At 37.4% G+C, this 20,790-nt stretch carries 13 protein-coding genes and 2 pseudogenes; 8 read left to right on the top strand and 7 right to left on the bottom strand.

Going from position 1 to position 20,790, the window contains the following annotated elements; all coding sequences use genetic code 11:
• Positions 1-62 precede the first annotated feature (62 nt).
• Together V7K69_RS22805 and V7K69_RS22810 are read left to right on the top strand one after the other, a co-directional pair.
• Complete coding sequence (locus V7K69_RS22805; RefSeq protein ID WP_335038522.1) at positions 63-5,657, top strand: FkbM family methyltransferase; 5,595 nt, start codon at positions 63-65, stop codon at positions 5,655-5,657.
• A gap of 308 nt (positions 5,658-5,965) precedes the next feature.
• Positions 5,966-8,104 (top strand): O-linked N-acetylglucosamine transferase, SPINDLY family protein, encoded by a 2,139-nt coding sequence (locus tag V7K69_RS22810; protein ID WP_335038524.1) that lies wholly within the window; start codon positions 5,966-5,968, stop codon positions 8,102-8,104.
• 213 nt (positions 8,105-8,317) lie between these two features.
• Here the strand turns inward: V7K69_RS22810 and V7K69_RS22815 are convergent, their stop codons facing one another.
• From V7K69_RS22815 to V7K69_RS22835, 5 genes and pseudogenes are all read right to left on the bottom strand, one after another.
• Positions 8,318-10,528 (bottom strand): O-linked N-acetylglucosamine transferase, SPINDLY family protein, encoded by a 2,211-nt coding sequence (locus V7K69_RS22815; protein ID WP_335038526.1) that lies wholly within the window; start codon positions 10,526-10,528, stop codon positions 8,318-8,320.
• Positions 10,529-10,645: 117 nt separating this feature from the next.
• Positions 10,646-11,194, bottom strand: coding sequence for a type IV pilin-like G/H family protein (locus V7K69_RS22820; RefSeq protein ID WP_335038528.1), 549 nt, complete (start codon positions 11,192-11,194; stop codon positions 10,646-10,648).
• Positions 11,195-11,545: 351 nt separating this feature from the next.
• Positions 11,546-12,877, bottom strand: a complete 1,332-nt coding sequence (locus V7K69_RS22825; protein WP_335038530.1) for a class I SAM-dependent methyltransferase — start codon at positions 12,875-12,877, stop codon at positions 11,546-11,548.
• A 165-nt stretch (positions 12,878-13,042) separates the two neighbouring features.
• A complete protein-coding gene (locus V7K69_RS22830; protein WP_335038532.1) occupies positions 13,043-13,570 on the bottom strand; it encodes a class I SAM-dependent methyltransferase in 528 nt (175 codons plus the stop codon).
• A 442-nt stretch (positions 13,571-14,012) separates the two neighbouring features.
• Positions 14,013-14,329: pseudogene (locus tag V7K69_RS22835) on the bottom strand (Uma2 family endonuclease); the annotation flags it as partial.
• A gap of 74 nt (positions 14,330-14,403) precedes the next feature.
• On the opposite strand from V7K69_RS22835, the gene trxB reads away from it, so the two are divergent.
• Entirely contained in the window at positions 14,404-15,774 is a 1,371-nt protein-coding gene (trxB, locus tag V7K69_RS22840; RefSeq protein WP_335038744.1) for a thioredoxin-disulfide reductase, read from the top strand.
• 85 nt (positions 15,775-15,859) lie between these two features.
• On the opposite strand, the gene V7K69_RS22845 is transcribed toward trxB, so the two are convergent.
• Complete coding sequence (locus tag V7K69_RS22845) at positions 15,860-16,195, bottom strand: XisI protein (RefSeq protein ID WP_335038534.1); 336 nt, start codon at positions 16,193-16,195, stop codon at positions 15,860-15,862.
• Positions 16,196-16,257: 62 nt separating this feature from the next.
• Positions 16,258-16,600 (bottom strand): annotated as a pseudogene (locus V7K69_RS22855) (element excision factor XisH family protein); the annotation flags it as partial.
• Positions 16,601-16,943: 343 nt separating this feature from the next.
• Here V7K69_RS22855 and V7K69_RS22860 point away from each other — a divergent pair.
• From V7K69_RS22860 to V7K69_RS22880, 5 genes are all read left to right on the top strand, one after another.
• Positions 16,944-17,840, top strand: a complete 897-nt coding sequence (locus V7K69_RS22860) for an ABC transporter permease (RefSeq protein WP_335038746.1) — start codon at positions 16,944-16,946, stop codon at positions 17,838-17,840.
• Between the two features lie 76 nt (positions 17,841-17,916).
• A complete protein-coding gene (locus tag V7K69_RS22865) occupies positions 17,917-18,126 on the top strand; it encodes a hypothetical protein (RefSeq protein ID WP_335038541.1) in 210 nt (69 codons plus the stop codon).
• 60 nt (positions 18,127-18,186) lie between these two features.
• The gene (locus tag V7K69_RS22870; RefSeq protein ID WP_335038543.1) at positions 18,187-19,089 is read left to right on the top strand and encodes an ROK family protein; all 903 of its coding nucleotides are present in this window, start codon (positions 18,187-18,189) and stop codon (positions 19,087-19,089) included.
• Between the two features lie 60 nt (positions 19,090-19,149).
• The gene (locus V7K69_RS22875; RefSeq protein ID WP_335038545.1) at positions 19,150-19,413 is read left to right on the top strand and encodes a tetratricopeptide repeat protein; all 264 of its coding nucleotides are present in this window, start codon (positions 19,150-19,152) and stop codon (positions 19,411-19,413) included.
• Positions 19,414-20,061: 648 nt separating this feature from the next.
• On the top strand, positions 20,062-20,565 hold the full coding sequence (locus V7K69_RS22880; protein WP_335038547.1) for a hypothetical protein: 504 nt from the start codon (positions 20,062-20,064) through the stop codon (positions 20,563-20,565).
• The last annotated feature ends 225 nt before the right edge of the window (positions 20,566-20,790 follow it).

Below are 20,790 nucleotides of genomic sequence, written 5' to 3' on the forward strand. Positions count from 1 at the left end.
CAATTAGCAGTTTTATTTAAAAATCTTACGCAAACATTTTTTTTATTAGCAACTAAAGCAAGATGATGTCTAAAAAAAATAAAGTTTTATTCTTTTCTCCATATGGCTTTTGGTTAATCCATAACCAACTTGATGCTGTTGTAGCTACTGGCTTACAACTTCGCGGCTGTGAAGTTTTGGTTATAGGCTGTGACGGAGTTTACAATGACTGCGCTATTACAAGGTTTAATAATAACAAAGAATTATGTAAAAACTGTGCTAAGGTCGGCAAAAACTTCTTTGAAGATTTATTTGTCCTTCCATATATGCAACTACGTAATTTCATTGAAAATGACGATTATATTATTGCTAATGAATGGGTGAAAACAGTCCTTCCTCAAAACTATAAAAATGCTAAATATGATAGTGTACCAATTGGTAAATGGGTAACTTCAACTATTCATACTCACTTTAGAATAGCTGATGCAGGGCTATCTAGCAATTATGTCCAGAGTATCCATAGAAAATATTTAATAGATGGTTTAGTAACTTACAATGCGTTAATTAGATTATTTAATAAATATCAACCGACTAATGTATTTTTGTTTAATGGTCGATTTGCTCCCTATCGCATAGCATTTGAGGTAGCACGTCAGATGAAAATTGACGTAATTACTCATGAAAGAGGTTCGATTGATGATAGCTTTGCTTTCTTTGATAACCATCCTACATGGAGTTATCAACCACCCTTAGATTGTGTAAAAGCATGGGAAGAAATAACACTGACTAATGAAGAATTAGTACAGACTAAAAATTATTTTATAAAGCGTGAATATGGTATAGATATAAACTGGCCTGCTTTTTATAACTTTCAAACAAGTCCTGTAAATATCCATCGTCAACTTAGGATACCGTTAGACGCAAAAATATTCGCTGTATTTACGTCAAGCGAAGATGAACTAGCGGCGCTAGAAGGGAAGGTAAAAATTACCACGCAATTTGATATTATTAAAAATTTAATAGAGATATTTAAAAATAGAAATGAATACTTAGTAATTCGTCATCATCCTTATATAGGAGGTAATAAAGATACACCAATAGAAAGCGATTCTTTATCAAAAGCTTATCAACAGGTATTTTCTATACCAGAAAATGTCCGCGTTGTAATGCCTTCTGAACAGTTAACTTCTTATGCATTGCTTTGGCATACAGATGCGGCGATCGCCTTTTTTAGCACAGTGGCAATTGAAGCGATCGCTAGAGGTGTACCAACAGCAACATTAGCAACTTCATCCTATGAAAAAGCCTCACGATACACTATTCAAGACACTAATATTGAACATCTAAATCAACTCGTTGATAACCTATTGACTGATTCATCTAAACTAACATCAGAAGATTTAAAGAGACTTTATCGCTTTACGAATGCTTACTTCTTTAAATTTTCTCATAAATTTCGCTCAATTGGTATAAAGAATTTTTATTCCCACGACTTGAGATTTGAAAGTTTAGATGATTTGCAGCCAGGTAATGATCCAACCTTAGATAAAGTTTGTAACAGAATTATGCTAGGTTCTTCCCTCGATAATTTACCTAATAACGATTTGGATAATCGATTGCCAGAACAAGAAGAAGATTTTTACAAGCAAGAATTGCAAGAAATAGAAAATCATAAAATTCTCATAAGAGAACAGAGTTTAAATTGTCATAATAATTTAGTTACAGATATTTGTTTAGTAGCTATTGTATATCTAAAATACAATACTTCATCAACAATTGAAAGTCAAATTCCCCCTGATTATTTGCATCAATCTCGATATAAAAACATAGTGATATATGAAGTTAATGATTGCGAATTAAGCAATTATCAAACTATCATAGACTCTATTTTATCTTTAACAGAAAATATAGTAGCAGATTATATACTTATCGCTAACAACTATACTCAGTATGATGAGTCATTTATCTCTTCAGCCATTGATATCCTAACATCTACAGATTCTCAAGATATAAATGGAGTTTTTACCGGAGGTTGGCTATCAACTGTAGAAAACAGAATAGAGGATGGCGTATTTATTTCTGGGGTATTCAATCAGCAACAAAAACTTGTATTCCGCCAGGGAAACATTATATATCCACAAGCATTAGAAATACTTCCACTACTCAACATTCCGCTTAGTGTGTTGTCATTTGGAATACTTAGAAAGAGTACATTAAAAGAAATTCTACAAGAAGTCAGAACAATACCAGAAAATCAAGCTGCTCAATACTTATTTGAATCCGTTTTTAATAGTGATAATATTTGTAAAATTGAACTGCCTAAGCTGGTTATTCGTCAAGAGTTAGAAGTCTTGAAAGCTGTTAATAACTCAACGCCAGAATTACGAATTCATTTTTTTACAATAGTCCTAAATGGGCAACCGTTTATTAAGTATCACATTGAAGTATTTAAACATCTTCCTTTTAAATGGCATTGGCATATTGTTGAAGGTGTAGCAGACTTAAAACACGACACAAGTTGGAGTGTAAAACTAGGTGGAAATATCAGTGATGAAATCCATAAAAATGGTCGTAGTTACGATGGGACTACAGAATATCTAGATGAAGTAGCGCAACTTTACCCGACCCAAGTCACAATATACCGAAAACCAGAGGGTGTTTTCTGGGACGGAAAACGAGAAATGGTCAATGCACCACTTGTCAACATTCAAGAGGAATGTTTGCTATGGCAAGTTGATGTAGATGAATTGTGGACATTAGAGCAGATTTGTACTACTAGAGAAATGTTCATTAGCAATCCTGAGAAAACAGCTGCTTTCTATTGGTGCTGGTGTTTTGTTGGTGAAAAATTACTTATCAGTACTCGTAACTGTTATACACAAAATCCTCAACTAGAGTGGCTAAGAACTTGGAGATTTAAACCAGGAGCATTTTGGGCAGCACATGAACCTCCTGTATTAGTAGAAACTTCATTAGATGGTCAATATCAAAATGTAGCAGCAATCAATCCTTTTTTACATCAAGAAACTGAGGAACTTGGTTTAGTTTTCCAGCATTTTGCCTATGTAACAGTAAAACAATTGCAATTTAAAGAGCAATACTACGGTTATAGTAATGCTACTTATGAGTGGCAGACTTTGCAAAAAACAACTAAGTTTCCAGTTCTTTTACGTGAATACTTATCATGGGTAAGAGATGAAACGAGGGTTGATACTGCTGAATCATTAGGTGTAGTACCAATTGCACAGAAAGAACTTAACACGAATAATTGGCGATTCTTACAAAAAGATGAAATGCAGCAGCAAATTGCACAAATCAAAAAACCAACACCAATAATTATAGTTGATGGTGTTTTCTTTCAACTTTATCAAACTGGCATTACTCGTGTCTGGAAATCATTGTTAGAAGAATGGGTAACAAATGGTTTTGCAAAGCATATTCTTTTCCTTGACCGTGGTGGCACTGCACCCATAATTCCTGGTATTAGATATCGCACAATCTCATATCATGATTACGATAATATTGACTCTGATCGCTCAATGCTACAGCAAGTGTGCGATGAAGAAGGCGCAGACTTATTTATTTCCTCCTACCATACAACGCCGATTACTACACCTTCTGTATTCATGGCTCATGACATGATAGCAGAACGAATAGGTTCAAACTTAAATCATATCATCTGGCAAGAAAAACATTATGCAATTAGACATGCGTCTGCCTTTATTGCGGTTTCCAAAAATACAGCACGTGATTTAGTAACCTACTTTCCAGAAATATCTTTAGAGTCTGTAACAATTGCTGAGAATGGGGTTGATCATACAACTTTTTCAGTAGCTACTCAGGAAAATATTCATCAATTTAAAATAAAATACGGTATTACAAAACCATACTTTCTGTTAGTCCGTATTGGTAATGTTTATAAGAATAGTATTTTATTTTTCAAAGCTTTTTCACAGCTTCCAAGTAGCTATGGTTTTGATATTGTCGTTACAGGAACCGATGGTCTATTATCACCAGAATTCAGAGCCTATACATCAGGTAGCATCGTTCATCTGCTGCATCTTAGTGATGAAGAGTTAGCAATAGCTTACTCTGGTGCAGTAGCACTAGTTTATCCTTCTAAATATGAAGGTTTTGGAATGCCTATAGTAGAAGCAATGGCTTGTGGTTGTCCTGTGATTACTTGTCCTAATGCTTCAATTCCAGAAGTTGCAGATGAAGCTGCAATATATGTAAATGATGATGATGTACATGAAATGACAAATGCACTTTTTGAAGTCCAAAAACCAGGTATTCGTAATTCATTAATTACCGCAGGTTTAGTACAGGCAGAACAGTTTTCTTGGATAAAAATGGCGCAAAATGTCAGTTCTGTATTAATTAATGCTACACTTGTTTCTTTAAACTTAAAGATAATTAATCTAATCATTTTCCCTGATTGGTCACAACCAGAAGAGTCTCTTGGTTTAGACTTACAACAAGTTATTAAGGCGATCGCCACTCATCCTCATAGTCAAGAAACTACCCTACTTATCAATACTGGTAACATTTCTGGAGAGAATGCTGAACTGTTTTTATCTAGTGTAATTATGAATCTTTTGGTAGAGGAAGCTTTAGACGTTACCGAAGGATTAGAAATTTCTCTAGTGGAAAACTTGGCTGATATTCAGTGGGAAGCTTTACTAGCTCGTATCAATGCCAGAATTGTTTTAGAACATGAGGATCAACAAGCTTTAGCACAAGTTTCAGTAGCTAAGGTATCTTCTTGCCAAATAGAGAATTTAAGCAATCAACTAAATATTTTTTTGAAGCAAGAAAAACAAATTAAATACCAATTATCAAAAAAAATTATTACTTACAATATTAAAGAAATTCCTATAACTCTTCCTTACGATCATGTTTTGCCACATTATCAGAATAGGTTTAGACTATATGATAAATTTATAGGCGTTCTAGCTAAATATTTACCAAACAATCAAGATTTTATAGTTGACATTGGAGCAAATGTTGGTGATACAACAGCCCTGTTGCTGCAATATTGCTTAAATCCAATTATATGTATAGAAGCAGATGAAGAATTCTTTGGTATTATGGAACATAACCTTTCAGAATATAACCAAAGAATTGTTTTTGTAAATTCTTTTGTATCGGGAAACAATTTCCAAAATGTAGAACTGGTAAAAAATAGAGGTACAGCAAGAGCAGTAGAAAGTCAAACTAAAGTTTTGAAATCAGATTCCTTAGAATCAATTATTAAAAAGTCAAATTTAGGTAAGTGCATACTTATAAAAACTGATACTGATGGATTTGACTTTGAAATTCTACTATCCTCTCTGAGTATAATCAAAGAACATAGTCCAATACTTTATTGGGAAAATGAGATTTCATCCTTAAAAGACATAGACCTTGCAAAAGATTTGCTTAAAAAACTAGAAAGTATAAATTATACAAAATATATCGTTATAGATAATTTTGGTAATCCGTTGTTTTATGGATGTTCATCTCAATGCTTAGAGCAAATTAATGAGTATCTATTTAACAATATTCATACTAAGAATAATACTTTTTATTATACAGATATAGTTGCTTTTCCAGAAAAATATAGTTATGTTATTACACAAATAGCATCTGAGTATAATGATTTTATTCAAGGCTCAAATATATATCCTACTTATTAACACGAGTAATGTTGCTGTTGAGAATGCCAAAGTGTTTTAATCTAGTGTCACTATAAATATTCTTTAGAAATTTCTCTATTTGGGAATTTGGCGAATATTCAGTGATAACCTCTGCTACTTCGCATTCCTGCCAAAGTAAATAGCTTGATTAATCAACCATCTACTCTATCTTAAAGATTTACATAAATACTTTGAATGATTTTATTTTTAGTTGTAAATATTTTAGTTTATACTATTTAAAAATAAATTCGAGTTTTTAAATGCTTTGTATTAAATATATGTATTAGCTAATTAAAGGTAATTTAAACGTGAAGCAAAATAATTTAATTAACACAGTGCAAGTATCTATTTCAGACGCATTAACTGTGAAAGAGGGAAATATCAATATTATAATTCTTCCTGATTGGTCACAATCAGAAGAGGGGCTAATTATAGAATTAGAGCAAGTAATTAAAACAGTACTCAATCATTCTGATAGTAACCAGATAACGTTACTTATAAATACTAATGGCATTTCTGAAGATGATGCCAATTTAGTTTTATCTACTGTGGCGATGAATCTGCTACTAACAGAAAATTTTGATATTACTGTAGAATGTGAAATTTCTCTGCTGGGAAATTTAGATGAACTTGAATTGAGAGCTATAGCTCCTTTCCTCCACGGTCGAATTATTCTACAACATGAAAATCTAGATGCTTTAGCATCATTTATAATAGAGAATATCCCAGCGTATCAAATAGGAAGTTTCAATAATATACATATAGAGAAGCTAGTTTTTGATTTAAGTAGTAGATTATTTCAAGAGGGCAGATGGACAGAAGCGATCGCCCAATATCAAAAACTTTTAGAAATCCAATCGGGTGATGCAGATATTTATTACAATTTAAGTTATTGCTATAGACAATTAAACCAGCTAGACGAATATTTCCAGACTCTCCAGCAAGGAATTAAACTTTACCCTCAAGAAGGAAGATTACATTTTTCATTAATCATCGAGTTGCGGCGTAATGGACGTATTCAAGAAGCAATATTAAGTGCAGAGAATGCTGCAAAATGCTTACCGAATGATTACACCTTTCAAATTCTCAAATATTTAACAGTTCCATCAATATACGAAAATAAAGAGGAAATTAACTTCTATCGCCAGCGCTTTATTCAAGGACTACAAGATTTAATTCAGCAAACATCTCTGAGAACTAAAGAAGAGCAACAAAGTGCTTTAGCAGGTATAGGTCGCCTCACAAATTTTTACTTATCATATCAAGCACAAAATGATATAGATTTGCAACGCCAGTATGGAAAATTAGTACATGAAATTATGGCAGCTAACTATCCACAATGGGTAGTTCCTTTATCTATGCCTAAGTTTCAGCCTAATCAAAAAATTCGTATTGGTTACGCTTCACATTACCTGCATTCTTATAGTGGCACATTGTGGCTAACTGGCTGGTTACGTTACTGCGATCGCCAAAACTTTGAAATTTACTGTTACTACACAGGAAATGAGCCAGATCCTGTTACCCAACAGTTCCAAAATTACAGCGATGTTTTTCACCATATTCCTTATAACTTATCAGCAGCTTGTGAACAAATAATTGCTGATAAATTGCATATCTTAGTCTTTCCTGAAATAGGTATGGACGCGCAAACCATGCAAATGGCTGGTCTGCGGCTTGCGCCTTTGCAATGTGTGGCTTGGGGGCATCCGGTAACGACTGGCTTACCCACAATTGATTACTTTTTATCTAGCGAGTTAATGGAAGCCGAAAATGCCCAAGAACATTACTCAGAAAAATTAATTCGCTTACCCAATATAGGGGTTTCTTACCCTAAGCCATATATTCCCTCAGTTATTAAAACCCGTTCAGATTTTGGGTTAGGAGATGATGCAGTCATTTATTTGTGCTGTCAAGCTCCTTTTAAATACCTACCGCAATATGATTTTATTTTTGCGAAAATTGCTCGTCGTCTTCCTGAAGCTAAATTTGTGTTTTTGCGTGGTACTTTACTTGAGCCACGTTTAAAGCGTGCTTTTGCTGCTGTTGGACTTAACAGTGAGGATTACTGTGTATTCCTCAATATTCCAGACCGGCTAGACTATCTAATGATTAACTTACTTTCAGACGTTTATTTAGATACATTTACTTGGTCTGGTGGTAATACTACTCTAGAAGCGATCGCTTGTAATCTTCCCATTGTCACCTGTCCTGGAGAATTTATGCGTGGTCGTCACTCTGACAGCTTTTTAAAAATGCTAGGAGTGACAGATACCATTGCTGAAAACGAAACTGAATATATTGAAATTGCTGTCAAATTAGGACTAGATCCGGCTTGGCGAGGCACTATTGCAGAAAGAATGAGCCAAAATCACGATCGTCTTTTTGATGATAAAGCTTGTGTCGAAGGTTTAGAAGCCTTTTATAAAGAAGTTTGTAGTAAGCACTGAAGCGCTCACTACAAACTTAATAATTTGTGCTTGGGTTGTTTTGCCTATAGCGCTTCTGGGTTGAGTCTAATACAAGACCTAACCCCCAGCCCCTTCCCTTGTAGGGAAGGGGAGTAAGATTCAAAGCCTCTCCCCGAAACGGAGAGAGGTTTGGAGAGGGGTTTTTAGTTGCTGTAATAGGTTGTTTTGAGGGCTTCAGCCCTCACTACGAACTTATTTTTTCTCAATATACCTTTGCCACATTTGCTGGTAAGCTTTCTCCATTTCACGGGTAAACTGCTTACCATTCCACAGTGGTGCTGTTTGTCGAGATGCTTTCAACTTCAAAGCCACCTGCTGGCGTAAAGCTTCATCTTTCCCCAAACGCACACCCCACTCTACATACTCTTCATCAGTCCACGCAATACCTTCTGTGATACCAGCATTTATCATCATGGTGTAGCTATTTCGGGCGGCAAATTGCTGTCCAACTCTGCTTACTAAGGGAATACCCATCCAAAGTGTTTCTAAGGTTGTCGTAGCGCCGTTATAAGGATAAGTATCTAATACAACATCAGCAATGGCTAAATTTGCTCTGTGAACAGACTCAGAAGGATCTAAGTCTAAAAATCGTAGACGTGAATACTCTACACCCTCTTCTTCTGCTAACTGCATAAAAAATTTCCGCACACCTTCAGAATCTGCTATCCCTTTTATTAAAAAATAGCTATTAGGCACTTCCTTAATAATTTTCATTTGCAGCCGTGCTGTATCAGGATGGCGCTTAAATCCTCTTTGAGCGCTCAGAAAAACTACAGCATTACTAGGAATATCTAGAGAATCCCGTCGTAAAGTTGGTACACCGATTTCAAAACCATCCACCGCTATATAAGTTTGCGGTAATCGCCAGATTTTTTCTGTATAGTACTCCTGAGCAGAATCGGGTAAAACATAAGGATCAGCAATAAAGTAATCAACTGCTGGTATACCCGAAGCATCCCAACCCAACCATGTTACTTGTACAGGTGCAGGTTTAAGCGCCATTATTTCACAAGTAATATCTAGAGTAATACTATCCAAATCGATTAAAATATCAATTTCATCTTCGGAGATTTTTTCAGCAATATCATCACTATAAAGTCCCCCTAGATAAGCTTGATTAAATTGCTGGACATACCATTCTTGCAACGAATCATCTACCTGTTTATAATTTAAAAAATAGCCATAAATATCAAACTGTTCGCGGGTATGGTGTTGAATTAGCCACCTAGCTAACCAGCCAACTGAATGCCTAGATAAACAATGAGATAAGTAGCCAATCTTTATTTTCTTATTTATATTATGTGAACTACGTTGTTTATATCGCTGAACTTTTTCAGTGGCATATTCTTGCACATTAAGCTGGCAAAGCTGCGCCAATTGATTCTGAACTTGTCTATTTTTCTGCGGATTATCTTGTAAATAAGGGGCATAATAGTTAGCATTAAATAGACGTAAAACGCTAGCTGATTCAACATTGAGAGGTTGTTCTTCTATTAAAGAATTAATTAAAAATTCTTGCTCTAGGAAAACTGTACAAGCTTCATTCCAATAACCAGTACATTCCATTAACCCTCGCTGTATTAAGTGTTTAGCAAAGATTTTCTCGGTTAAACTCTTTGAAAGTGAGTAGCATTGTTTAGCAATTTCTATTCCTTGATAATAATTGTAATCTCTTATATAAAAGGCAGCGAGATGGCGCAGAAGTTCTGTATTTTCAGGTTCCAGCCGTAAACATAGCTCAACCAATGATATTGCTACCTTAGGCTGCCGCATAGAATAGATAATTTTAACTGCTGCTGGCAGCAAAATATTAATGAAAGATTGAGGCTCACTAATATGGGTTAGACAACATTCTACAAACTCTAAGACAGAGGGATGCAAAGGGTCATCATTGATGATACTCCCCAATACTTGCAACAATAACTCAATATCTATAATTGCTTCTGACTGAATTAACTCAATTACCTCTAGGGAAGTTAATTCATCACCAGTAAAAGTTTTTAGCTTGATAGATAGCTCAATCAAATACAGAAGATTATTCACATATATAGGAGAAATTTCTCGTATATGTTGGCGAATTGCCCAAGCAACTGAATAATCTGCCAGTGTCTCTCTGCGTTCGGCTTCGGTTTGCAGAACCTTTATCAATTCCACAGTCCATTGCTCAACTTGTTCGGCTTCACCTTCTTCCATACCCAGCAGCCAAGTCATCTGCGCTTCTGCTTCTTGTCCCTGCAATAGCAACATTAATCCTAAGTTCCAGTAGTGAGATTTCACTTCTGGTTCTGTTTCGATAGCTTGTTCATAGCAGCTAGCAGCTTGAGTATAGTTACCTTTGATAAAATATTGCTGGGCTTGCTGCTCTGATGGAGTGATGTTAGTAGGAATTTTTACAGAAGTCATAGTTAAGAATTTTCAGGATAGTACTAGTACTATTCCCAGAATTGAGAACAAAATTAAAGTGGGTAGCCTAAACTACCCACTTTATAAAGCTTGCAATTAGATATATAAATCCAGTTTTTACTTCGATGTCAACTCTGAAAAATCAGTGGGACATGTTGGTTGGGTTGGGGAAGTTGCTGACGCTGTTCCAGCTACACTAGCTGATGTAGCATTCGAACCAACAGCATTCGATTGACATAACACAGCTAGAGTAGTTGCTTCACTGGTAGATAATACTATTGATCTAACACCAACCCCTGCGTAGGATTTGAGAGGTGCTTTGAGAGATAAACCATTATTGGTAACTAGAGTATCATTCCCGGCCACCTTGTAAATATAATTTTCAGTTTGGGTTCTAATACCAAGTCCTAACTGATCCATACTAGTAGTAAATGCAGCATTTTCTAAAAAGTATGCTTGTTGAGCGCGGTTCATGGAACCAGTATACTGTTTAGCTTCTGACTGCTTACCTTTGTTAGCTTGGTTCAAGAAAGAAGGTAGTGCGATCGCAGACAAAATACCGATAATGATAATTACTACTAGTAATTCAATAAGTGTGAAACCTTCGTTTTCCTTTTTTTTGCCGATGATGTGTTGGAGAAACTTTGCTTTCAATTCGGTTTTCATAAGTGTTTTCCCTGGTGTAGGATGTGGTTGTGTGTTCTAGATATAACTTACCCACTCGTATTTAGTTTCATATCACCCCACCTCAAAATTTTTTTAAACTATTCAACTGTGTTTTTATTTATATGGCGATCTTGCTAGATTATTAGGCTATTTTCCTTATATATAAAGGGTTATATCAGTTGCAGACCCTCCAATCTCGGTATTGTTCGGTTAAAGAAATCTACTGTTGAAGCCATCGGGGAGATACGATTGATACTGGTTGCGGGTTATTAAAGATCACTTCAGCCCTTTTCCAACTTACGAAGACTCTATGGGAGAGTTGACAGGTTGGAATGTACTATACATACTTGCTTAGGATTGGCGTTCCAACATTAAGTAACCAAAACTCTCCAGCATCAGTAACAGCTGTTGCACCATCTGAAAAGCTTGTTCTTCATCTGTAGGCTTTAAGGTTATAGGATCTAAAGGTCTAAATTGTTTCCAGCGCTCTACTAAGAACTTCATCGGCTGGGGTTGTTCTAATAAAGGTATCAGGCAAAATGCTAATGAGCTATCTATCCCCACAAATTCCTCAACTAGTGATAAATAGTTACTGATAGGAAATATTCTGAATTCTGTAATACAGGCCACGAGTTCTTCTTGAAAATTGCGACTTTTTAACTGAGGATGCAGACTCACTTTTGCCAGTCGCCAATCAGAGTCAGCCCATTCTGAAACTGGGAGAAAAGTCTGTACTTGATTAGAATGACCGCACCAAAAGTCAATCAGCCGATGAATAGGATGTATTAGTTCAAATAACTGTAGCCGCTCTTCTATAGAAATTTCTGGTAAACTCATGCCCAGAAAAGCAGGCAAATTATCTGGTTCTTTAAACAAATTTATTAAGTCCCACTGTCGCCAGTTAACCATACTGATAAACTCTAGATCGGCTACTTTTAAAGCCGTAAACATATCAGAAATGGTGTAACCTTTATCTCCTTGAAATAAGTAATTCATTAAAATTCCTTCTTTTCCGTTCTCTCCTTCATACTTATTAGAATTCCAAGTTCTAGCTTTGAGTTCGACATTATCTTTCAAAGCTTTCATTGTTTCTACTACAATTTCCATTTCTAAGTCTTGTGGATTTTCTTCCATCAAACCCATCATTTTAAAGACTTTCTGAGCGCGAAAATAAGGAAATCTCTGGATTGAACTATGCAGGTTGCTACGAATTATACCATTAGGCTTTAAAACAGATATCATTCCTTGTAAGGCAGCAGCTAAATCAGGAAAAAGATATAGAACCTCATCACAATTAATATAGTCAAATTGGTAATCGAGTTTTGGCAATTCTTGAATTGGCACTACATGAAATTCTGCATTGTCAAATCCGTGATGTTCTAAACGTTGCTGTGCTAATTTAATTGATTCTTCTGATATGTCAATACCAACAATTTTTGCACCTGGATTAGCTTCTGCCAAGACTAATGATTTATAACCAGTACCACATCCAGCATCCAAAATTACTTTATCTTTGGTATCGATAACTTTTTGATTCCTTAAATAGTAAGGTGTAATTAAGTTATGAATGTAAAGCAAATTAGAATTATCTTTAGGGGATTTATCAAGAGGAACTCTAGGATAAGGAGAAGTATCAAATTGCTGACGAATTTTATCTAGTAAATCAGATGCTGGACTGGTCATTAAAGTTGCTCCTGGTAGTATTTTTTAGATGGATAAAGTAGATTGGGCTATTTCTTTAGGTTGTCTGTAAAAACATTGACGGTCAAAAGCTACCATTTTTGGCAATAATTTAAAAATTAACGCCTATTATATATTAAGTGAAAGGTTGATTTGAATTTAAAATTTTTATTTATTAGCAATTACATTTAGGCTAACAAGTATACTTGAAACACGCATTTTACTGGAATCATTAAATAAACCAAATTCTTGTACTTGTTGATATTTGGTAAAACCAACTTGTTCTAAACATACAGCCAAGATTTCAAAATCAAATCCTACTTTGTGAACATCATATATATTGGTTTGCGCCCCAAATATAATCTGCATTAAATATAAACGATCAACTAATTTAATTCCTGGAAAAAGATAAAGCCAACACAATGTATTTAAGTCGGGAACACTAATAAAAAGTTGTCCGCCTGGTTTTAGAACACGATACCATTCTGTTAATGTATTGATTAGCTCATTATCTATTGCATGATAAAAATGTTCTAGAACATGACTGGCATAAATTGCGGCAATTGAATTACTTTCAAATTGACTTAAATCAGATGCGTTCCCAATATAATCTACTTCTGGACGAGGTTCGATATCGAATATTTTCCAGTCTGGATGTGTTTGATGTCCACCAATATGAAGTTTAATGTCTGTCATTTTTTTGTATTTTTCTACTTTGTATCGTTTTTTCTACCTATTGTGGGTCAAGCATTAAAACTTTTATAGAAAAAATCAGATGTTGGACTGGGCATTGAAATTGCTCCTCATAATAACTTTGCTCTGATGCTCCCCACCGTTACGCCAACTCTTGTTGACAGCTAAGACATACCTGCAAACATTTGCCATGCTGTCCAAGCTAGCGGCACGCCCAATCTTGAGTATTCCCAACTTATGAGGGTTTCTATCACAATATTTAAGAGTCAATTAGAACTGGATCAGATAAGTTACATTGGGGTAAACACTGTTCTGTACAAACCAGTGTGGAAGGCGTTTTTGCTCGTGGCGATAAATTCTTGCATCCAGACAAAAGGGCACAAACATTACTGAGCCACTGGTGTTAACCAAGGGCTAGATTTTCAACTTCGATTGTGAAAGCGCCTTACTCAAACTCAGGTGGCCACAACTCTGATATTGCCAGTTCCCAACCTGGTAGCAAGTCTGGGAGTGTGAGTGTGCTGCCATTCTGCATTACCACCAGAGCTTGGTTTATTCGATAAACCGTTACCGTCAATTTGTCAGGGTCAATCAATATGCCCACTGTAGACCCAGCAAAAATAGCTGAATCTTCTCTTCAAGCGGTTTGATTCTGTCGCTTTTAGATTTAATCTCAACCATCAAGTCTGGAACTAACTCTACAAAGTCGCGCTTGGTCTTCTTGAGGTAATCAGCTTTAACAAAAGACACATCAGGCGATCGCTTCCCATCTGGCGTAGCCGATCGCAATTTGTTATGCTATATTAAACGTAGTCGTTATGAGTTCGTATATTTTCATGACTAACCCGACAGTAGAAAACTTGGTAATTATCGGTTCTGGCCCAGCAGGTTACACAGCAGCTATTTATGCGGGACGCGCTAACCTGAAACCCGTTGTCTTTGAAGGTTTCCAAGCCGGGGGATTACCTGGTGGGCAACTAATGACCACGACGGAAGTTGAGAATTTTCCTGGATTTCCCAAAGGGATTACTGGGCCGGAACTCATGGATCAGATGAAGGCGCAGGCGGAGCGCTGGGGAGCGGAACTATATACTGAAGATGTTATATCAGTTGACTTGAGTCAGCGTCCATTTACAGTGCGATCGCAAGAAAGGGAAATTAAAACCAATAGCATTGTCATTGCTACGGGTGCGACAGCAAAGCGTTTAGGCTTACCCAGCGAACATGAATTCTGGAGTCGGGGTATTTCCGCTTGTGCAATTTGCGATGGTGCAACACCAATTTTTCACGGTGCAGAATTGGCTGTAATTGGTGCTGGCGACTCGGCGGCGGAAGAGTCTATTTACCTCACCAAATACGGTTCTAAGGTAAATATGTTAGTACGCACCGATAAAATGCGGGCTTCTAAAGCCATGCAAGACAGGGTTTTGAGCAACCCAAAAATCCAAGTGCATTGGAACACAGAAGCCGTGGATATCTTCGGTAATGGTCACATGGAAGGGGTGAAAGTCCGTAATACTAAAACTGGTGAAGAGAGCAAACTGCACGCTAAGGGTTTATTCTACGCCGTTGGTCACACTCCCAACACGTCTCTATTTAAAGGTCAGTTAGAACTGGATGAGGTAGGTTACGTTGTCACTAAGCCTGGTTCTGTGGAAACCAGCGTAGAAGGCGTTTTTGCTGCTGGCGATGTACAAGATCATGAGTTTCGGCAAGCAATTACGGCTGCGGGTACTGGTTGTATGGCGGCGATGTTGGCAGAACGTTGGTTGTCGTCCACTGGCTTGATTCAAGAATTCCATCAACAGCCAGAAATAGCAGACAATGAATTAGAACATCAGCCAGCTAAAAAGACTGAAGCCGAGGAAGAAGCTGGATTTAATTTGAATGAAACGCGCCATGAGGGAGGTTATGCTCTACGGAAATTGTTCCATGAAAGCGATCGCTTACTCCTAGTTAAATACGTCTCACCTGGTTGTGGCCCTTGTCATACCCTGAAGCCAATTTTAAATAAAGTGGTGGATGAATTTGAAAGCATTATTCACTTTGTGGAAATTGACATCGACAAAGACCGAGATATTGCTGAAAATGCTGGTGTGACCGGAACTCCAACGGTTCAATTGTTCAAAAACAAGGAATTGGTGAAGGAAGTTAAAGGCGTGAAGCAAAAAACCGAATATCGCCAGTTAATTGAAAGTAATCTTTAGGGACTGGGGCATGGGAGTGAGGGAGTGAGGGAGTGAGAGAAATAACCAATACCCCATGCCCAATGCCCTATGCCCGCTTAATAAGTTAGGCAATAGCATATCCTGTGTGTTGCCTAACATTTGGCGGGTGAAATCCCAAGACAATTTTCTCTTTGGGAATTCCTGCTGCAACTAATTCGTAGGTAACACCCTCTTCTGTATCATCTCGTTGCACCCAAATTTTGTCATCAATAATGTCAATATGAACTAAGCAACCGTGAATTCGCTTTACACCATCCCAGCCTAAAGTTATCAGCAAATAACTATCATTTTCGCTATCAAATACTACTTTACATTCAATCGCTGCGTGCGAATAAGGAATCTGTGTGTAGGGTACTAATACCTCTTTGATGATCCGTCGATAATTATCTAAGGTATCCATTGGATAATCCTCTCAGTTTCTGGATTAAAAACGAGTAACTTTAGATTTTCAGTTTCTATTAAAAGTGTACCAATTGGTTCCTCAAACAAAGCTGTAAATACGCTGTCGCGCACTGCCAAATATAATGTTCTTTCTGGTTCTAGACGATAAGATAACAGCACGATACATGATAAATCCCCCAATAGCATCTTTGAGGTCTGCCATTTCCGAAGGACTAACAAAACTTTTAATTTCTACAGCTATTTTTTTACAGCCTTGTTCTGCGGCTAAGAGTTGTTTAGCTCCTAAATCTACATACATATCTTTTTGACCCCACTTTAAATGTAGGGGATCATCTGTAATTATCCAGCCTTCTTGAATTAAGGCATTCTTAACAGCATTATGATAAATATCTCTTGCGGGCATATCAAAGCATATTAAAATTTTTTCTACTTGGAATAATTAAACTTTGTGGTAATACGGGCTGGTAATTTATCTCTAGCAAAAATAAGGCATAATCTCTCCTCTACCTCAGTCTAGCTCTGTATATACCGTGAAGCGGTCTGACTTTTACAGGACTTACGCAAGAACTCTCTGAAACTCTTATTGCTTTGTGTCCTTTGCGTCCTTCTCTGACGAGACGCTGCGCGATTGCGGTTCGTTTTATCATGATTTGCGTAAGTCCTATTTTATTAAGGATATTTACGCAATACCCTATCTGATATGTAAAATGGTCAGCGTATCAAGCTTTGCTCCAGGCGATCGCTTTATGGCCATTACAAAACGGCGACTACCGACATTTTTACAGTTTGGCAAAAGTTCTAATCTTTCCCAAAAACTTATGCTTTTTGGGTTAGCCATCACCCTATTTTTCATCTTCCTGGCATTTTTCGCTCCTGTATTGCAAGCTTGGGGATGGCTGCAAAACCCGAAAGATTTTCTCTCTAATCCAATTCACGAGCCACCCTCAGCTAAACATTGGTTTGGCACTAGTCGCCTGGGTTATGATGTCTTCTCCCGGACATTGTTCGGTGCTCAAGCTGCTTTGCAGGTGGTGATTTTGGCAACAGCACTGAGTATGATTATCGGTGTGCCTCTGGGGATGCTGAGTGGTTATCTCGGCGGTAAATTGGATAAAGTGTTGCTGTTTATGATGGATAGCATCTACACTTTACCGGGGCTACTGCTGTCTGTGACACTGGCGTTTGTGGTGGGGCGTGGGATATTAAATGCAGCGATCGCTATTAGCATTGCTTACATTCCCCAATATTACCGCGTTGTTCGCAACCATACCGTTAGTGTGAAAACTGAAGTCTTCATCGAAGCAGCTCAAGCAATGGGCGCTTCCACTTGGGTTGTGCTTTCTCGTTATCTATTTTTCAATGTCATTCAAAGCGTACCCGTCCTCTTTACACTCAACGCTGCTGATGCAATTTTGGTGTTGGGCGGTTTGGGCTTTTTGGGGCTAGGACTTCCCGAAGAAGTGGCAGAATGGGGACATGATTTAAAACAAGCCTTAGAAGCTCTACCTACTGGCATTTGGTGGACTACGCTTTTTCCTGGTTTAACCATGACATTCATGGTGGTAGGGTTATCACTACTTGGTGAAGGGTTAAACGAATTTGTCAATCCCCGATTACGGAGAGAAAATAGAATCCGAAAATAATTAGTAAACAGTGGACACTTATCAGTCAACGGGCTAATCATTAATAACTAGTAATTTGATAACTGGAGAGATTTGTGTGAAAGATAACCTGACGTTAATTGCCGCCGCAACTGGTGGGTTTCTCCTTTCTGTTGCCCTTGCTGGCATCTTAAGAGGTGCGCCAGTTACAGCTTGGCACGAGCAATCGAGTTTCCGCACGACGAATTTTGCTAATTTACAAAAATCGGAATTGAAAGCTTCGCGTCTTCTTCCAGGGGGCGATGCTACGCGAACAGATCGGGGATGAAAACTACTCGCACCAATAATAGCGAATAGCTGTTCACCAATTACCAATGACAAATGACAAATGACAAATGATAAAATTCAAGTAATTGGCATTGATGTAGGGGGAACAGCAATTAAGCTGGGGCGGTTTACAGCCGATGGTACTTGTCTGCAATCTTTGACTGTGGCGGCTCCCCAACCGACAACGCCGGAGGCCGTGCTGGCAGTACTGGTAGATGCGATCGCGCAAATTGATCCAAATAATGAAACTTTTGCTATTGGTGTTGGGACTCCTGGCCCCTCTGATGCAGTAGGACGCATTGCTAAAATCGCCATTAACTTACCTGGATGGATCGATGTCCCTTTAGCAGACTGGTTAGAAGCTAAAACTGGCAAACCTACTGCGATCGCTAACGATGCCAACTGCGCTCTTTTGGGAGAAGCTTGGCTGGGAGCCGGTCGCCAATTTCAAAATCTGATTCTCCTAACTTTAGGAACTGGGGTTGGTGGCGCAATTATCCTCGATGGCAAACTATTTGTTGGACATCAAGGAGCCGCCGGGGAATTGGGTTTAATTTCATTAAATCCTGATGGGCCAATTTGTAATAGTGGCAATCAAGGATCTTTAGAACAACATGCCTCTGCTACTGCCATTCGCCGCCGCACTCTCAAGGAACCCATAGAATTGGGTGTTCTGGCTCAACAAGGAGAAGCCGCAGCATTGACTTTTTGGCAAGAGTATGGTAGAAATCTGGGAATTGGCTTGACGAGTTTGATTTATGTACTCACACCGCAAGCGATCGTCATTGGTGGCGGTATAAGTGGCAGCTTTGAGTTTTTCTTACCAGCAGTAAAGGCAGAAATTGAGAAGCGGGTGCAGCCTTTATCACGAGATGGTTTACAGATTTTGCCAGCCGAGTTAGGCAATTTTGCTGGGATCGTGGGTGCAGCAAGGTTGGCATTGCAACACTATTCGAGATTTTAGTATCGTGTAATCTCAGTTATACATATAGCTTGGCGATCGCTTTATTTGCTTTGAGAATTGGTGAATAGCGATCGCATCATGTACAGTAATTTCATGATATTGAACCAAGGGAAGTGGTCAGAAGCGATCGCCGCCTACCAAAGAGCTTTGCAAATTGACCCTAACTATGTAATGGCTCACTGTAATCTGGGGATTGCGCTAAAAGGTCAAGGGAAGTTTGGAGAAGCGATCGCCGAACTGGAAATAGCTGTTCGCCTTAACCCTAGTAGCACTCTTTTTCGTAAAAACTTAGAGATTTATAGAAATGAGAAGAAGGGTTTTTGAGGGCGTTTATTTGGTGGGTAGAAGATTCTCAGTCTTATTCATCTCAAGGCTCTACCTTAGCGTAGCTCGTCCTAGACATCGCCTGTTGTTGATGAGGCGTAATATAACTCAGCGTGTTGGATTTCCCCTTCAGATTTGCCTGAATTCATAAATTGTTATACTTCAGGTGTTCTTCACTAAATTTTAATAAAGGTAAAAATTCCGTGTCTTCTGAATAAAGAGAAATCTTCGAGCTACATTTTTATCAAAAAGATGAATTAAGTTTTTTCCTTGTTTCTAATATTTGTTGTTAAACTAATATACTGAATACTTTTTTAACTTAATACAGAAAAATAATTACTTAACTAATGGTAGATGCCAAAATCTATAAAAATATAGTGTAATTAAATTGTTAATTTTTTTCCAGCTTCCTTTTACTTGCGTTATCTTTTGTTTACGTGATTTTAATACTAGCTTTACATTATCCCTTGATTGTAAGTATGGAGCATACAGAATATCCTCTTTTGTTAGGCAATCCGTGGTATTAGAGTTAATTTAAGAGAAAAAATTATCATAAATTACCCGCCTAACACTTTTGCATAAAAATACATAGGGTAGAATAACTGAATATTGCTCAGATATTTTTAAAATTAAAAGCAGGATTTTTGAATGATCAGCTTAAGTAATTTAGAAAACGACACAGTTAGCAGCACAGCATCCACTAAGAGGCTTGCAAGGGCGATGATGGTTTCTGATGGGGAGTTCGCACTGATATTAGCTTGTTGTAACAGTGTTGAAAGACAGCAGCAAGTGCTGAATCTGTTAACAGAATTTTCATCAACAGATATCCACGAAATCTCGCTATCACCTACGACTGAGACATTGTATACAGCTATTACAAGTGCAATTGGTGCTACTCAACCCGAAGCTTTGATGGTGCGGGGTTTAGAATCCGTAGTGGAAATTAACCAACTAATCATCAGTACTAACATGATGCGAAATGAGTTTCGGAAACAGTTTCGGTTTCCCTTGATATTGTGGGTTAATGATGAAATTCTACGTAAGCTAGTCTGGTTAGCACCAGATTTCAAAGACTGGGCAGCAAGTACTATTAGATTTGATGTATCTCACAATCAGTTAGTTGAATCTGAACAACAAGCTATCAGCGCCTAGTTTTGGCTAAGATTACTCAAAATATTGTAGATGCTAAGTTGAGCCAAGCAAAATCTAAGCTACGGTTCTGTTCAATTTTTTCTAAAATTACTTTTATATTGGTCTATGCGATCGCTGCACCCAACCTATAAAACTACGGTTCTCAAGATAGACGAGGTTTAATACCAATTTTTTATGAAGCTGCATAAAATTCGATCCACCCTAACCCTGCTTAATAATGGGGGA

It is taken from the genome of Nostoc sp., from assembly GCF_036917775.1.
Lineage (GTDB): Bacteria > Cyanobacteriota > Cyanobacteriia > Cyanobacteriales > Nostocaceae > Nostoc.

Bases quoted from the DNA above. Each gene is read 5' to 3' on its own strand.
- V7K69_RS22820 (WP_335038528.1), bottom strand. From the start codon at position 11,194: ATGAAAACCGAATTGAAAGCAAAGTTTCTCCAACACATCATCGGCAAA.
- V7K69_RS22870 (WP_335038543.1), top strand. From the start codon at position 18,187: ATGACAAATGATAAAATTCAAGTAATTGGCATTGATGTAGGGGGAACA.
- V7K69_RS22845 (WP_335038534.1), bottom strand. From the start codon at position 16,195: ATGGATACCTTAGATAATTATCGACGGATCATCAAAGAGGTATTAGTA.
- V7K69_RS22880 (WP_335038547.1), top strand. From the start codon at position 20,062: ATGATCAGCTTAAGTAATTTAGAAAACGACACAGTTAGCAGCACAGCA.
- V7K69_RS22815 (WP_335038526.1), bottom strand. From the start codon at position 10,528: ATGACTTCTGTAAAAATTCCTACTAACATCACTCCATCAGAGCAGCAA.
- V7K69_RS22830 (WP_335038532.1), bottom strand. From the start codon at position 13,570: ATGACAGACATTAAACTTCATATTGGTGGACATCAAACACATCCAGAC.
- V7K69_RS22825 (WP_335038530.1), bottom strand. From the start codon at position 12,877: ATGACCAGTCCAGCATCTGATTTACTAGATAAAATTCGTCAGCAATTT.
- trxB (WP_335038744.1), top strand. From the start codon at position 14,404: ATGACTAACCCGACAGTAGAAAACTTGGTAATTATCGGTTCTGGCCCA.
- V7K69_RS22805 (WP_335038522.1), top strand. From the start codon at position 63: ATGATGTCTAAAAAAAATAAAGTTTTATTCTTTTCTCCATATGGCTTT.
- V7K69_RS22860 (WP_335038746.1), top strand. From the start codon at position 16,944: ATGGCCATTACAAAACGGCGACTACCGACATTTTTACAGTTTGGCAAA.